Origin of the sequence: Bradyrhizobium sp. 613_E4_N2_2, assembly GCF_052075995.1 — a bacterium.
Classification (GTDB): Bacteria; Pseudomonadota; Alphaproteobacteria; order Rhizobiales; family Xanthobacteraceae; genus Bradyrhizobium; species Bradyrhizobium barranii.
In genome coordinates, this window is sequence record NZ_CP197234.1 from 6,369,648 (window position 1) to 6,384,374 (window position 14,727).

Sequence of the window (14,727 nt, forward strand, 5' to 3'; positions counted from 1 at the left end):
GCATGCACGTGCCGGTCCAGGCCATCGACCGCGAGATCTGGCGCGACGGAGTCGCGTCCGAAGGCGCGCGCCTGATCCCGGAGGAGACGCCGCTGGCGCTGACCTATAACGGCGGCAGCTATGCCGTCATGATGGGGACTCCACAGAACCTCGAGGATTTTGCGGTCGGCTTCAGCCTGGACGAAGGCATCATCAGGTCGGTCGACGACATCAAGTCGCTCGAAGTGGTCCGCCTCGACGACGGCATCGAGCTGCGCATGTGGCTGGCGTCGGAAGATGCCGCGCGCATCAGCGAGCGGCGGCGGCACATTGCCGGCCCGACCGGCTGCGGCATTTGCGGCATCGATTCAATCGCCGAGGCCGTGCGGCCCGCGGCCGTCGTCCCACCAGGGTCCAGCTTCACGCCGCAACAGATCATGACGGCGATGCAGGCGATCGCGCCCCTGCAATCGATCAACATGCAGACGCGCGCGGTCCACGCTGCAGCCTTCTGGTCGCCATCGAATGGCATTGTGGCCCTGCGCGAGGACGTCGGCCGCCATAACGCGCTAGACAAGCTCGCAGGTTCGCTGGCGCGCAGCCGGACGGACGCTAGCGTGGGCATGGTGCTGCTGACGAGCCGTGTCTCGGTCGAGATGGTGCAGAAGACGGCCGCAATCGGCGCCCCGGTGCTGGTCGCCGTCTCGGCGCCCACCGCGCTCGCGGTTCGCACCGCGGAGGCCGCCGGCATCACGTTGATCGCGATTGCCCGCAGCGATGGGTTTGAAGTATTCACGCACCAGAGTCGCGTTACGGCTCATCGTGCTCAGGAGATTATCGATGTCGTCGCCTGACCGCCTCGTCTACATGGCCAACCAGATCGGTACCTTCTTCAAGAGCCAGGGCCACGACAAGGCCGTGCCGGGGATCGCCGACCACATCAAGAAGTTCTGGGATCCCCGGATGAAGCGCGCGATCTTCGCCCATCTCGACGCGGGCGGCGCCGGCCTGGAGCCGAACGTGCGCGAGGCTCTCACCTCGCTGAAGCAGACGACGTCCCTTCCAGCAGCGCCGTAAATACGCGCCTCACCTCGCTCTGCGTTTCCTTCACGCGCGCCTCCAGCGACGAGAAGTCGGGCGCATCGCCGGCGCGCGCCATCACGCGCTGAAGGTCGGTGCCGGCGGTCTCGGGCTTGAAGCCGTCGCTGACGCAGAGACGCAGGATCTGCGTCAGGTCGTGATAGAGCCGCGCCGCCGCGCGAAGGATCTCCGCCTCCGATTGCGGGAGCACGTTGAGCTTGGCGGCGTTGTCCAGAACCTGAAGGGTGCTGACGTCGAGAATTTCAGGCTTGTCATGGGCGTGCACGAGCTGGAGATATTGCGCGATGAAGTCGATATCGACCATGCCGCCTGCGGCGTATTTGAGATCCCAATGGTCGCTTTCGCCCTTCTCCTGCGCGATGGCGCGCCGCATGTCGGCGACGTCGTTGGCGATGGTCGCCCGATCGCGGCGGCGGGTCAGGACATCGCGGATGATACGCTCGATCCGCTCACGGAATTCATCCGAGGCCGATACCACGCGGGCGCGGGTCAGGGCCATGTGCTCCCAGGTCCAGGCCTCGTTGGCCTGGTAGTCCGCGAATGAGACGAGGCTCGACGCCACCGGACCGGCGCGTCCCGACGGGCGCAGCCGCATGTCGATCTCGTACAGCACACCGTAATTGGTGCGTGTGGTGAAGGCACTGATCAGGCGCTGGGTGAAGCGCGCGAAGTAGTGGGCGCCCTGAAGCGATTTGGCCCCGTCGGAGTCCGGATTGTCGCCGTCGAAATCGTACAGCAGGATCAGGTCGAGATCGGACGATGCCGTCATCTCGCGGCTGCCGAGCCGGCCCATCGCGATGATCGCGGTCTCCTGATCCTTGATACGTCCGTGTTGGGCGGCGAAGCGTTCGGCGACAAGATCGTGCACGGTGTGGACGATGCCTTCGGCGACATCGGCGAAAGCCGTGCTGGCCTGCTGCGCCGAGACCGTACCGGAGAGAATGCGCGTGCCGATCAGGAACAGGCTCTCCTGCCCGAACAGGCGGAGACGGTCGAGAAACTCCTCATAGGAGTCGGCGTCGCGCACCGTCGCGGCCAATCGCGCCGACAATTCCTGCTTGTCCGGCATCGCGCCGAAGAATCTGGGATCGATCAGGCCATCCATGAGCTGCGGCTTCCGCGCCAGCATCTCGCCGAGCCGCGGCGCCGCGCCGAGCACCAGCGCCACGAGCGCGACGAGATCGCGGTTCTGGCCGAGCAGCGTGATCAGCCGCCCGCCAAGCTGGAGTGCCTGGAGGAACTGATCGAACGCCACGACGGCGCGATCCGGCTCCTCGGCCCGCGCGAGGCCGTCGATCAGGGCCGGCACGAACTCGACGAAAGCGCTTCGCGTCTGGTCGTTGCGGAACACGCGGTAGTCGCCGGTGATCCAGTCACGTATGGTCTGCGCGAGCGCGGCCGGCTTCTTGAAGCCGAGCGTCGTCAAATATTGCAGCAGGCGCGGATCGTCAGGACCTGCACTGTAGTCGAGCGCCGGCAGCTTTGCTGTGCCGGTCGGGTCATCGCCCTCGAACAGTTTTTCGTAGTGTCCTTGCACGATCTGGAGCTGCCGCAACAGGTCGCGCGCAAAGGCTTCGCGATCCGGATAGCCGAAGAAGCGCGCAAAGCGCTCGACCGCCTCCTTGTCGTCGGGCAACGCATGGGTCTGCTCGTCGGCGATCATCTGGAGGCGGTGCTCGACACGGCGCAGGAATTCATACGCAATGGTCAGCTCGTCACGCGCGGCAAAGGTGATCCAGTTGCTGGTGGCGAGAATATCGAGCGCGGCGAGCGTCGGCCGCACCCGCAACTCCGGATGGCGACCGCCGGCGATCAGCTGCTGCGTTTGCGCGAAAAATTCGATCTCGCGAATGCCGCCGCGGCCGACCTTGACGTTGTGCCCCTCGACCGCGATCTCGCTCTGGCCGCGATAGGTCTGCATCTGCCGCTTCATGTCGTGGACGTCGGCAAGCGCGGCGAAGTCGAGATGCTTGCGCCAGACGAAGGGCGCGATTTCGGCGAGCAGCGCCTCGCCCGCTTTGGCATCGCCGGCGCAGGCACGCGCCTTGATCATCGCAGCACGCTCCCAGGTGCGCCCTTCCCGCTCGTAATAGTTCAGCGCGGCGTCTCGCGAAATCGCCACTTGCGTCGAGGACGGATCGGGACGCAGGCGCAGGTCGACGCGGAAGACGTAGCCGTCATAGGTACGCTGCTGGAGAATGCGCGCCACGCCCTGCGTCACCCGCACGAAGAACGGCTGCGGCTCGATGTCGGGCGCGAGCGTCGTGGCATCGGGATCGAAGAACACGATGAGGTCGATGTCGCTGGAATAGTTCAGCTCGCCCGCCCCCATCTTGCCCATCGCGAGCACGATCAGGCCGCAGCCCTCTTCCGGAGCTTCGGGATTGGGCGGCAGGATCTTTCCACGTGCGGCTTCCTGCCGCAGCTGGTACTGGAGCGCCGCCTGCACCGAGGATACCGCGACATCGGTCAGCGCCGCCGTCACCCGCATCACCGGCCAGACGCCACCGATATCGCACAGCGCAGTGAGAAGCGCCGCTTCGGCCTTCATCCTGCGAAGCAGCCGCATCACCTCGGCTTCGTCGCCTGCCGCGAGCACCGCGTCCCTCGCCTCCGCGATCAGCAGGGCGAGATGCGCATCCGGATCGCATTCCAGCAACCGGATCAGCCGCAGCGGGTCAGTGCGCACCAGATCGAACAAATAGAGCGAGAATTCTGCGATGCCGGCCAGAATATCCCGCGCGAAGGGATGAGCCAGCGACACGCCAAGACGGGCCGATTGCGCCGGCTCGAGCTCGGCCAGCCAGCTTTCAAGACGTCGTTCGTCGGTGGTGGAAGCGGCAATATGGGGAGCCTCCGCAAAGCGCGCGGCGAGGCTCTCACCAGTCTTGTCCGCGTTTCCCGGCGCGGAGTGGTTCATGCCACCTTCTGTGGCACATCCTGCATTGGCGGAGCAACCCTGTCGCCGGCGCGCGCCGGGAGCACCAGCGTGGCGACGAGGCCGGGCTGGGCATCACCCAGCCGCAATTCTCCGCCATGCAACGTCGCAACCGCGGCGGCAAGGCTGAGACCGAGGCCGGAGCCCGGCAGCGTGCGGCTGGCTTCAAGCCGCACGAATCGCTCGACGACATGCTTGCGGTCGGCTTCGGGGATACCAGGGCCGCGATCGGTGACGCTGAGCAGCACCTGGTCGCCCTCGCGCTTCGCCTCGATGATGATCTGCCTGGAGTCCATGCTGACCACGGTTCCACCGGTCTGCGCGACCGGCTTGCCGTACTTGATCGCGTTCTCGACCAGGTTGGCGAGCGCCTGGCTGATCAATTCGCGGTTGGCGTGAACCGGCGTCGGCTCGGCCTTGACCTTCAAGGTCATGCCATCGTCCTCGGCCAGCGGCTCGTAGAGCTCGTGGATGCCGCCCGCGACTTCGGCGGCGTCGAAATCATCCATGTTGCCGCGCGCCTGGCCGGACTCGGCGCGCGCGATCATCAAGAGCGCATTGAAGGTGCGGATCAAGCCGTCGGATTCCTCGATGGTCCGCTCCAGCGCCGCTCGGTAATCGGTCTCGCTGCCCGATTTCGCCAGCGCCTCCTCGGCGCGGTTGCGCAGACGCGTCAGTGGCGTCTTGAGGTCGTGGGCGATGTTGTCGGAGACTTCCTTCAGCCCCGCCATCAGCGCCTCGATCCGCTCCAGCATCGCATTGAGGTTTTCCGCAAGACGATCGAGCTCGTCGCCGCTGCGCCCCACCGGCAGGCGCCCGCTGAGATCGCCGGTCATGATGCGCTGCGCGGTGCCGGTCATCGCATCGATGCGCGTGAGCACGCGGCGCGCGACGAAGATGCCGCCGCCGAGGCCCAGCACGACCACGATCAGGATCGACCATTGCGCGGCCTTGGCGACGATCCCGAACAGGCGCCGCCGCTCGTCGAGGTCGCGGCCGATCAGGAGGCGGAAACCGTTTTCGAGCTCGGTGACGCGCACCAGCGCGCGATGGTCGCGCTCGTCGGCGTCCTCGATCCGCTTGTAGGCCGTCTCCGACCAGCCGCGCGTCGCCATTACGCCCGGCGCCAGCGAGCCGACATTGCCGGCGATCGCCTGCCCGGTCGGCGTGGTCACGAGATAGAGGTTGGCGCCCGGCCGCAGCGCCCGGTACTCGATCGCGAGCACGAGGCCGCGCAGGCCGCGACGGCCGTAGATCTCGTTGATCTCCGAGGTCTCGGCATTGACCGTCTGCGTGATTTCCTCGGTGATCAGCCGCCGCGTATTCCAGGCGAAATAGCCGAGCAGCGAGGCCGCGAAAATCGCAAACAGGAACAGGTAGACCAGCGTCAGCCGGAATGCCGTGGTGCGGACGAGTTTACCGAATGCCGTCACGGATCCGGTACCCAATCAGAGCGCTGCGCGTGCTATCACCGGTCATCGCAACTTCTCTTATTCCCTTTTGTTTCAAGCAGTTACCGCATCTTTTGCCGCCTAGTTCCCGGCCGTCTCTGGCGAAAAAGCGGCAAGTTGGCGCAACTCTCTTCCGAGGCATCTGGTCAGCAGAATGGAACGTTAAAGTGGCACTCAATTGGAACCAAGTTAAATCCCTGCAAGCTAGCGTTCATGCGGACGGCGGGGCTATCTGGTCATGGGCGGGAGCGGCGATCGGGTGTGGCCTTCCGCTTCACTGACCTTGACGGTAAACGGCGCGCAAATGGCGTTCGCCAGGACCGGTGAACGCGATAGCACCGCCGCGGACGTACCGACGTTGAGCGGCGCGTCCAACCATGCCCGCGAATACAAGGTCACCCTGAAGTGCGATAGCGTCGTTCCGCGCGTCGAGACGCAGCCCGGCAAGACGCGAGGCATGGACCGCAAGCCACTGAACCTTGCGAGATCACGGAACGGTACCCGCCCCGGCCGATGCGCCATTTCCATGACATGCCGACGCGAAACGACGGCGCGTGACATCCGGCGTCGCCCGCCGCGATAACACATAACATATCGAACGACGCACCTACATCAGTTCATATCAAACTGTTGCAAATGTGTATTATTTGTTCGCTAGAGAAAGCCATCAACGTTACGGGGGCTGGCGTCACAACTCGGCGGGCCGGGCTCGGTCATGGCAAGACCATGAGTCGAGATACTCCTAGCTGGGTAGAGTTATGCGACGATCAATGCCTCTCCCGCTGCCCTTGGGACCAGACAGGGTGAGATGCCCCGGTCAGGTGGAATTTCGCTGCGGTCGTGGTAGCGCCTTTTTGCTCCGAGCAACCGCCCGCCCACCGAGGATGTGATCGACGATGGACATGCCGTTGCACAGAACCCGCGTCAACTATAGCGGTGGGCGGGAAGAAGCTTCGTCCTCGATGTCGGCCTTGATCGACCAACTGTCCGGACTGGCCCGGCGACAGTATCGGGTCATTCTCATCGTGCCCGCCGTGGCCATAGCCATCGGCCTGCTCTATCTGCTGGTCACTCCCTCGCAATACACCGCGACCGCTACGCTTTTGATCGACAGCAGCACGCTGCGGGTCCTGCAGAACCAATTGCAGCCGCAGGGGGATATTCCGCTCGACACGCTTCAGGTGGGCTCCCAGGTCGAAATTCTCGCCTCGCGCAAGCTGGGACTCGACGTTGTAAGAAGCCTCAAGCTCGCCGACGATCCGGAATTCGCCGGTGGCTGGAGCCTGTTCTCGCGTCCGGACGTCACCTCAAACACGGTGGAAGAACGTGAGCAGAAGGCGCTCGATGAGTTTCTGGCTCACCGCTCCATCACGCGCGGCGACAAGACTTATGCGCTGAACATCTCATACACGTCGCGTAGCCCCGAGACCGCGGCCAAGGTCACCAACGCGATCGCGGAGGCCTATATCGACGACCAGCTCGGCGCAAAATACCAGACAGTCACCCGCGCGGGCGCCTGGCTGCAGGACCGGATCAACGAGCTGAAGTCGAAGGCGGCGACAGCCGATCGCGCGGTCCTGGAGTTCAAGGAAAAGAACAACATTGTCGACCTCGGCGGACCGAACGTATCGGCCGGCAGCGCGAGCCGGCTCATCGGCGAACAACAGCTGTTCGAACTGAACAGCCAGCTCGCCGCCGCGCGCGGCGCCACCAGCGAGGCCAAGGCCCGGCTCGACCGGATCGAGCAAGTCCGGAAAATGGACGTCAGCGAAGGCGCCGTCGCAGATATCCTGAAAAACGAGGTCATTACGCGGCTCCGCAATCAGTATGTCGACCTGTCTGCGCGCGAGGCCAACATCTCGACGAGATATGGTGCGGACCATACGGCCGCGATCAACCTGCGCGACCAGATGGAGGAAACGCGCCGAAACATCCGCGGGGAGCTCGGACGGATCGCTGGCAGCTACAAGAGCGATTACGAGATCGCCAAGACGCGCGAAGAAAGTTTGGAGCGGTCGCTGGCCAGCCTGGTATCCGAGGGCCAGCTCACCAACCGCGATCGGCTTGGATTGGCCGAGCTCGAAAGCTCGGCCAAGGTATATCACACGCTCTACGACACTTTCCTGCAGCGTTATATGGAGGCGATACAGCAGCAGTCGTTTCCGATCACCGATGCACGCGTGATCAGTCCAGCCGTCGCGCCGAAGAAGAAGAGCAAGCCGGTGGCATCATTCGTCCTTGCCATCGCGCTCACAATGGGGCTGATGGCGAGCTTTGGAATTGCAGCCTGGCGCGAGGCGGTCGACGGCGTCTTCCGCACGGGATCGCAGGCCGAACAGGAATTGGGCGTCCGTTGTCTTTCGGTGATTCCGCTCGCGGCTGGACAGGCACCTCGTGCACCATCACCTCCGCGATCGATCGCGACCGGATTCGATGCAGAGGCCGGTCGACTGGGTCCGCCGCCGCAAACCGTGGAGAACGTGGCGGCTGATACACCCCATTACGCATTCATCGATCCGTTGAAGCGACGCGCAGTCGACGATCCGATCTCAGTCTTCACCGAAGCGTTTCGCGCAATCAAGATGAGAGCGTGGCTGGAATCCACCATCCGCGAGAACAGGCTGATCGGCATCACCTCGACCGTCGCGGGCGAAGGCAAATCCACTGTTGCCTCGAACCTTGCGTCGCTGTTGGCCGATGCCGGTCGACGCGTGATCCTGATCGACGCGGACCTTCGCAATCCTACGCTTGCCCGCTCGCTCACGCCACGGCCGTCAGCCGGATGGCTAGAGGTGCTGAGCGGCAAGATCGATCTCGCACAGGCCACGGGCCGAGACGCCGCCACGGGACTGGCGCTGCTGCCTCTGCTGCTGACCGAAGCTCCGGTCCATTCCGACGAAGTGCTGGCCTCGCAGGGATTTCGAACCCTGCTTGATCGACTGCGCGAAAGCTATGATTATGTTATCGTCGACCTTCCGCCGATCGCACCCGTCGTCGACGTGCGTGCGATCGTCCCGGTGATCGACTCCTTCGTGTTCGTGGTAGAATGGGGAAGCACCAGGATCAAGGCGGTGCGGCGCCATCTGCTAGCCGAGCCGGACCTTCACGATCGCCTGCTTGGCGTGGTGCTGAACAAGGCCGATCTGAGGGTTCTCGAAAAATTTGAGCAGCCGGGTGTTTATCAGAATGGATACTACAGAAGTGGCAGCTAGAGGTGCCGTTGAATTGATGCTGAGAGGGCGCCGCGCCGGATCCCCGCTGCGGCGGGACGAGCCCTAGGATGAGCAAGCGGATCGCTCTCATCACCGGCGTGACCGGTCAGGACGGCGCCTATCTCGCCGAATATTTGCTGTCGCTCGGCTATGTCGTGCACGGCATCAAGCGGCGCTCGTCCTCGTTCAACACCGCGCGCGTCGATCACCTCTACCAGGACCCGCATGTCGGCAACGTGCCGTTCCTGATGCACTATGGCGACATGACGGACTCGACCAATCTGATCCGCCTGGTGCAGCAGATCCGGCCGACCGAAATCTACAATCTCGCAGCTCAAAGCCACGTCGCCGTCAGCTTCGAGAGCCCGGAATACACCGCCAACGCCGACGCCATCGGCGTGCTGCGCCTCCTGGAAGCGATCCGCATCCTCGGCATGGAGAAGGAGACGCGGTTCTACCAGGCCTCGACCTCCGAGCTCTACGGCCTGGTGCAGGAGATCCCGCAGAAGGAGACGACGCCGTTCTATCCGCGCTCGCCCTACGGCGTCGCCAAGCTCTACGGCTACTGGATCACGGTGAACTACCGCGAAGCCTACGGCATGTTCGCGTCGAACGGCATCCTGTTCAACCATGAGAGCCCGATCCGCGGTGAGACCTTCGTGACCCGCAAGATCACCCGTGGCGTCGCGCGTATCGAGGTCGGGCTGGAACAGACGCTCTATCTCGGCAATCTCGAAGCCAAGCGCGACTGGGGCCATGCCAGGGACTATGTCGAGGGCATGCACAGGATCTTGCAGGCCGACAAGCCCGACGACTTCGTGCTCGCCACCGGCGAGATGCGCTCGGTGCGCGAGATGGTCGAGCTGTCCTTTGCGCATGTCGGCCGCCGCATCGCATGGCGCGGCAAGGGCGTCGAGGAGACCGGCGTCGATGAGGCGAGCGGCAAGACCGTGGTAAAGATCGATCCGACCTATTTCCGTCCGACCGAGGTCGATCTCCTCGTCGGCGACGCCAGCAAGGCGCGCGAGGTGCTCGGCTGGACGCCGAAGCGGAGCTTTGCCCAGCTCGTCGAGGAGATGATGACGAGCGACCTGGCGGAGGCAAAACGGGATGCGGCCAGTGGCAAACGCACCGTTTGAGCTGAAGGGCAAGAGCGTCTATGTCGCCGGCCATCGCGGCATGGTCGGAGCCGCACTGGTGCGCCGGCTCGCGCGGGAGGACGTCAACCTCGTCACGGTCGACCGGCGCGAGGTCGATCTCTGCAACCAGGCCGCCGTGTTCGACTGGTTCGCCAGGACGCGGCCGCAAGTGATCTTCCTCGCCGCGGCCAAGGTCGGCGGCATCGTCGCCAACGACACGCTGCGCGCCGAGTTCATCTACGACAACATCGCGATTGCCGCGAACGTGATCCAGGCCGCGCATCAAAACGGCGCCGAGAAGCTGATGTTCCTGGGCTCGTCCTGCATCTATCCGAAGCTGGCGCCGCAGCCGCTGCGCGAGGACTCGGTGCTGTCAGGCCCGCTTGAGCCGACCAACGAGCCCTATGCGATTGCCAAGATCGCCGGCATCAAGATGGCGGAGGCCTATCGCAGCCAGTATGGCAGCGACTTCATCAGCGTGATGCCGACCAATCTGTACGGCCCCGGCGACAATTATCACCCCGAATTGAGCCACGTCGTCGCCGCCCTGATCCGCCGCTTCCATGAGGCAAAAGTCGGAGGCGCAAAGAGCGTCATCGTGTGGGGCACCGGCACGCCGCGGCGCGAGTTCCTCTATGTCGACGACATGGCGGATGCCTGCGTGCACCTGATGAAGACCTATTCGAGCGCGGAGCTGGTCAACATCGGCACCGGCGAGGACATCACCATCGCCGAGTTCGCGCGGGTCGTAGCCGACATCGTCGGTTACGGCGGCGAGATCAGCTTCGACACCTCGCGTCCCGACGGAACGCCGCGCAAGCTGCTCGACGTCAGCCGGCTCGCCAAGCTCGGCTGGCGCGCGACGACCTCGCTCGAGGACGGCGTGAGGCGCGCATACGAGGCGTACCTGTCGAGCCATCCAGCCGCGGTACGCCAGCTGTCTGAGATCTTGCGCTAGACGAGTGGGGATCGTAGGGCGGTTCTGGCACTAGCCGCTGTCGGGGCGCCGCAAGCGCGTGCCTTGGCGCGCCCGAAGTTCCTCTTCGTATTTCAGCTTTTCCAGCAGCATGTCGGTCACAAGACGTCGCAATTGCGCGTTTTCGAGCTCTAACCGCTTGATTGTGTCCACACTGCTGGCGTCCGACGAACCGAGCGGCCGGCCATCGGCCTCGCCGCGCCGACCACCGACCGGCTCGGACGAGTCGGGCATCTTCTTCCAGCGGTGGTAGGTCATGATGCTGACGCCAAGCGCCTTCGATATTTCCCGCTGGGTCTTCCCCTTGGCCGCAAGTTCGTTGGCTTGCGCCAGCTTGGCCGAAATCTCCTCCGAGGCATGCCTCTTGCCAACCATCGTGGTCCTCTCCGGCCAGAATCTTGCCAGTCCGGACTTAGTAAGCGCGAATCGTGAACGTTTTCAATAGGCCGGCGAGAAATCCTAGACCGGCTATCGGCCGGCAGACCCGTCAGCGCATGCGCCCGCCGATGCGACAAGACATCATAAAGTGCGGTCCCATGCTCCAACCGGTCGCGCCACCGAACAGATCATTCCCAAATGTACCAATGTTAACTTTTGCGACGACACCGCTTCGAGGCCGATTGCGGCCGGGAAGCTCTGGTCAATATGCGTTGCGCGGCCGGATCAATTCGAACGCCGTCTTCAGCATGATATGAATATCCAATATCAGGCTCCAATTATCAATATACCATAAGTCGAGTGCAACTCTCCGTTCCATGAGCTCGAGCCGCGACGTGCCCCCGCGATAGCCTTGAACCTGCGCCCAGCCGGTAATTCCCGGCTTGACGTGATGGCGGAACGCGTAGTTCGCGATCATGCTGCCGTATTCGTAGTCGTGCACCAGCGCGTGCGGGCGCGGCCCGACGATCGACATATGGCCCTGGATCACGTTGAGCAGTTGCGGCAGTTCGTCGATGCTGGTCTGGCGGATCAGGCGTCCGACCCGGGTCACGCGCGGATCCTGCTTCGTCGCCTGTACAACCGTGCCGCCGTCCTCCTGGACACTCATGCTGCGCAGCTTGTAGATCACGAACGGCTTGCCGTTGAAGCCATGGCGGCGCTGCCGGAAGATCACCGGCCCCTTCGACTCCAGCTTGATCGCGACTGCGACCAGGATCAGTGCAGGAGACAGCACGACCAGGGACGTTGCCGCCACGATGATGTCGAGCAGCCGCTTGGTCAGGCGATCGAGAACCGACAGCGGCGCCGGCTGCACCTCCACCATGTAGAGCCGTTGAGGCATCGAGGTCTGGTGGCGCAGCACGGTCGACACCGCACGATCGGGTAACAGGCGCACCGGAAGCGGAATGACGCGCAACCGGTCCAGCAAGGCCTCGATGTCGCGGGGACCGGACCAGGACAACGAGAGCACGATCTCCTCGGCAGCGGCCTCCCGTATGCGCTTCATCAGCTCGTCTTCGTGCCTCCCCGGAGCAGAGAGTTTTGGCGCTTCGTCCCTCGGCAAAACGATGCGCTCGACCTCGTGCAGGCCAAATCTGGCGAGCAGGTCGCTCCTTCCGAACTGGGCCAGCTCGCCTTGGGTTCCGATCACCACCACACGCCGCCCGCGGATCGTGCCGGCGACAAGCGCCGAACGAAGGCGTCGTTTGCCCAGCCAGCGCGCGACGAGAAGGCCGGCGCCGCCGATCGCGAAGAGGCAGACGACCGAGCCACGCGATGCGTCGCCGCCGGATTTGAACAGAAACAGCACGACCGCGAGGACGAGAGCAGCAAGACACCAGCCGGCCAGGACCCGTCCGCCGTCGAGCTCGTCGTCCAGCAGCTGGTTCAACCGGTAGAGACCGAGGAAATGCGCGACCAGGACATAGGCGAAACTCGCCACCAAACCGAGCCCGGCATAGAAGGAACCGTCGGCGGTGCCACCAAGCGCGCGCTGATAGGCGATGCCGCCGATGGCGCCCGCTGCGACGATGATCGAGCCGTCGACGGCCGCGAACAAGGGCTCGATGAAGCTGAACGGGATCGCCAGACGGACCCGCGATCGGCCCTCGAACGCCGATATCGGCCCACCCGCATTGGTCAGATCGGTCACAATTCGCCCCCGGGGTCGGTTCGCGATCCGGATACCACGGGCATTGTACCATAATTATGATACTTTTACTGTCGATTAACCAATGCATCATCCGTGGATGACGGTGCATTCGCCTCGTCATCCGACTGACATGAATTTGCAATCCGCCGTGTGCTCAAGCGCGATGAGATCAGGCTGAATCGTCATCGCGCTTCAGGTGATTGCTCGACTAGCGCGACGGCGCAGCGTCCGGCTTGGCGTCGGGTTTAGGCTCGATCAGCCTGGACAGCGCGATCTCGTTGACCACGGGCGGGGTCTGCTTCAAGAGCTCCGCCACATAGGCGCGGCGGTTGGCCTCGATGCGCTCGGCCCTCATCCGCTGCACGAGAGCGTCTCGCACGTCCGCCAGCGGCCGCGTATGCGACGCCTCGGTGTCGAGCAGCTTCAGGACGTGCCAGCCGTCCTCGAGCCGGATCGGATCGGCGATGCCCGACTTCGGCAGGCCGGTGACCTGCCCACGGATTTCGCTGCGCATGTCGGGCTCGGCGACCCAGCCGATCTCCCCTTCCCGCCCCGCGGTTGCCGCATCGTCGGACGATGCCTTCGCGATCGGACCGAACTCCGCGCCGGGCTGCTTGATCTTCCGCACGATGTCATCGAGCTTTTTGCGCGCGGTGTCCTCAGCCGCCTTGTCGGCGTCCTTGGCGAGGTTGACCACGATCTGGGCCAGACGGAAGCGGCGGGGAACAAGGAACGCGCTGGCGTTCGCCTCGTAGACGCTCTTGATGTCGGCCTCGCTCGGATAGCTGTCGCCGAGCGCCGTGACCGATTGCAGGTAGCTCTCGACGATCAAGGTGTCGCGTGCGCGCGCAAGCTGCGTCACGACGGCCGGCTGCTGGTCCCACTTCTTGGCCGCGGCCTCCTTGAGCACCAGGCGGTTGGCGAGGATCGCGCGCACGGTCTGGCTCAGCAGCGCCGGATCACGCGCCATCGCGGCCTGCTGGCGCGCATCGAGAAGCTGGATCGTCGCGCGCACTTCTTCCGCCGTGACATCGCTGTCCCCAACCCGAGCGATGATCTCGCCGCCCTTCACGGCTGTCGTGTCCTGCGTCGAGGGGCCCGGCTGGACCGCCGCGGGAGCTGCCGGAGCAGGTGTCGCGCGCGGGACAGCGGGCTGGGGCGGATTGCGCGTCTGCGCGAGTGCCGACGATGACGCCGCAGCGTGGAGCGTACCGGCTAGCAGCAGGAGCTTGAAAACGTTCCGGGTCATGGCTTGGCCTTCTGTTCGATGATCTGGTCGCGAAGATCCTGGGCGGCGTTCTGATGCTCGACCCGCTTGAACCCGATCACGGGATCGTGGTGGATCACCTTCTCCAGCGGATCCATCTTCTCATATTGCTTGACGGTATCGTCAGCGATCCTGACGAGACGGACATTCCTGGCCTCGCAGGCCTTGGCGCTCGCCTTCCACGTCGTCGCCTCGCCCTCGAACTTGGAGCGCTCCGCGTCCTTGGTCCGCGCAACGCTCGCCGCCTCACCATAGGCGGCCTTCCATTTCTCCAGGGAATCGTCGCGCTCGGCGATCCGCTCGTTGAAGTCCTTCACCGCCTGGCGATAGGCCTGCTCGGCCTCCTTGACCTGGGCGCGATAGCCCTCGATCTGCTTACGCAGACGGTCGCGCTCCTGCTCGGCCGCGGTCAGCTTGGCCTGGACCGCGGCCCGTTGATCCTCGGCGGCACGCGCCTGCGCGGTGGCGCTGCGCAGCGCCTCGCGCAAGCGATCGCTTTCCTGGTCGGCATGGGCGGCCGAGGCGACGACGAGCGCCAGTGCAGCAATTGACGACAGACGCAACAGCCGCAT

Annotated in this window: 11 protein-coding genes; 5 read left to right on the forward strand and 6 right to left on the reverse strand. The window is 64.3% G+C overall.

Features of this window, described 5'->3' with window-relative positions:
* Nucleotides 1-2: 2 nt before the first annotated feature.
* The gene (gene fdhD / locus AB7290_RS30425; protein WP_085400606.1) at nt 3-833 is read left to right on the forward strand and encodes a formate dehydrogenase accessory sulfurtransferase FdhD; all 831 of its coding nucleotides are present in this window, start codon (nt 3-5) and stop codon (nt 831-833) included.
* Nucleotides 820-1,056, forward strand: a complete 237-nt coding sequence (locus AB7290_RS30430; RefSeq protein ID WP_028151503.1) for a formate dehydrogenase subunit delta — start codon at nt 820-822, stop codon at nt 1,054-1,056. Before fdhD ends, AB7290_RS30430 begins: the two co-directional genes overlap by 14 nt.
* Here the strand turns inward: AB7290_RS30430 and AB7290_RS30435 are convergent.
* Together AB7290_RS30435 and AB7290_RS30440 are read right to left on the reverse strand one after the other, a co-directional pair.
* Nucleotides 1,013-4,000: a bifunctional [glutamine synthetase] adenylyltransferase/[glutamine synthetase]-adenylyl-L-tyrosine phosphorylase gene (locus AB7290_RS30435; RefSeq protein WP_085400604.1), complete on the reverse strand. Its 2,988-nt coding sequence runs from the start codon at nt 3,998-4,000 to the stop codon at nt 1,013-1,015. The genes AB7290_RS30430 and AB7290_RS30435 overlap by 44 nt on opposite strands.
* Nucleotides 3,997-5,451 (reverse strand): sensor histidine kinase, encoded by a 1,455-nt coding sequence (locus AB7290_RS30440; protein ID WP_085400602.1) that lies wholly within the window; start codon nt 5,449-5,451, stop codon nt 3,997-3,999. Before AB7290_RS30440 ends, AB7290_RS30435 begins: the two co-directional genes overlap by 4 nt.
* A gap of 920 nt (nt 5,452-6,371) precedes the next feature.
* Here AB7290_RS30440 and AB7290_RS30445 point away from each other — a divergent pair.
* The 3 genes from AB7290_RS30445 to fcl all read left to right on the forward strand — a co-directional run bounded on the left by AB7290_RS30445 (nt 6,372) and on the right by fcl (nt 10,778).
* On the forward strand, nt 6,372-8,681 hold the full coding sequence (locus tag AB7290_RS30445) for a polysaccharide biosynthesis tyrosine autokinase (protein ID WP_201266163.1): 2,310 nt from the start codon (nt 6,372-6,374) through the stop codon (nt 8,679-8,681).
* 68 nt (nt 8,682-8,749) lie between these two features.
* A complete protein-coding gene (gene gmd / locus AB7290_RS30450; protein WP_085400598.1) occupies nt 8,750-9,820 on the forward strand; it encodes a GDP-mannose 4,6-dehydratase in 1,071 nt (356 codons plus the stop codon).
* A complete protein-coding gene (gene fcl / locus AB7290_RS30455; protein WP_439037249.1) occupies nt 9,801-10,778 on the forward strand; it encodes a GDP-L-fucose synthase in 978 nt (325 codons plus the stop codon). The genes gmd and fcl overlap by 20 nt, the downstream gene beginning before the upstream one ends.
* 30 nt (nt 10,779-10,808) lie before the next feature.
* On the opposite strand, the gene AB7290_RS30460 is transcribed toward fcl, so the two are convergent.
* From AB7290_RS30460 to AB7290_RS30475, 4 genes are all read right to left on the reverse strand, one after another.
* Nucleotides 10,809-11,171 carry a helix-turn-helix domain-containing protein gene (locus AB7290_RS30460; RefSeq protein WP_085402783.1) on the reverse strand — a complete coding sequence of 121 codons (363 nt, stop codon included), beginning with the start codon at nt 11,169-11,171 and terminating at the stop codon, nt 10,809-10,811.
* 265 nt (nt 11,172-11,436) lie between these two features.
* Complete coding sequence (locus AB7290_RS30465; protein ID WP_161495880.1) at nt 11,437-12,888, reverse strand: undecaprenyl-phosphate glucose phosphotransferase; 1,452 nt, start codon at nt 12,886-12,888, stop codon at nt 11,437-11,439.
* A 208-nt stretch (nt 12,889-13,096) separates the two neighbouring features.
* On the reverse strand, nt 13,097-14,137 hold the full coding sequence (locus AB7290_RS30470) for a peptidylprolyl isomerase (RefSeq protein WP_085402781.1): 1,041 nt from the start codon (nt 14,135-14,137) through the stop codon (nt 13,097-13,099).
* Entirely contained in the window at nt 14,134-14,727 is a 594-nt protein-coding gene (locus AB7290_RS30475) for a hypothetical protein (RefSeq protein ID WP_085402780.1), read from the reverse strand. Before AB7290_RS30475 ends, AB7290_RS30470 begins: the two co-directional genes overlap by 4 nt.